The following is a 692-nucleotide window of genomic DNA, read 5'->3' as shown; positions in this document are numbered from 1 at the left end:
CGTGGCTGGCAGCTCCAGCCCATCAGTCACCGGCCGTCGCGCAATCGTCGGCACCGAGCGCAGCAGCAGCACATCACGGCCGCGATCGAGCTTGGCCGCCGGCTCCAGTTCGCCCACCAGGAAGGCGTGGGTATCGTCGGGCCGCAGTTTCATGATCTTGCCCACCGGAAAACCGGACGGGAACCGCCCGCCGAGTCCGGAGGTGACGATCTCATCGCCCACCTCGACCCCGGCGCTGAGCGGGATATCGCGCAATTCCAGGGTGTCGCCGCGGCCATAGGCGATCAGGCGCACGCCGTTGCGGGCCACAGTCACCGGCACCGCATGATCCGGATCGGTCAGCAGCAGAACGGTCGAATGGGCCGGCGTCACCGCGATCACCTGGCCCATCAGCCCACCGGCGTCGATCACCGCCTGGCCCACATGCACGCCCTCGCGGCGGCCGGCATCGAGCACCAGCCGCTGCCTCACCGGGTCCAGGTCGATATCCAGGATCGGCGCCAGCTGCACGTCCAGCCCGCTGCGTTCGGCCACATTGAGCAGTTCGCGCAGCTGCGCGTTGTCCAGCGCCGCGGTCTGCAGCCGGGTCAGCCGCGCATTGGCCAGCAGCAGCTGGTTGCGCAGTTCGCGGTTCTCGGCCACCAGCTGATTGTGGCTGGCGGCATTGTCGCGGACCGAGGCGCCCACGCGCC

Annotated in this window: 1 protein-coding gene; it reads right to left on the bottom strand. The window is 69.5% G+C overall.

Annotated elements, in window-relative coordinates; genetic code table 11:
* Positions 1-692, bottom strand: a 692-nt coding sequence (gene mreC / locus JCM9942_RS17450) for a rod shape-determining protein MreC (RefSeq protein ID WP_083468625.1), incomplete at both ends; no start/stop codon positions are given.

Origin of the sequence: Stenotrophomonas pictorum JCM 9942, assembly GCF_001310775.1 — a bacterium.
In the GTDB taxonomy this organism is placed as follows: domain Bacteria; phylum Pseudomonadota; class Gammaproteobacteria; order Xanthomonadales; family Xanthomonadaceae; genus Stenotrophomonas; species Stenotrophomonas pictorum.
Note: the sequence above shows the minus strand (reverse complement) of the source record. Positions and strands in the feature narration are given on the sequence as shown.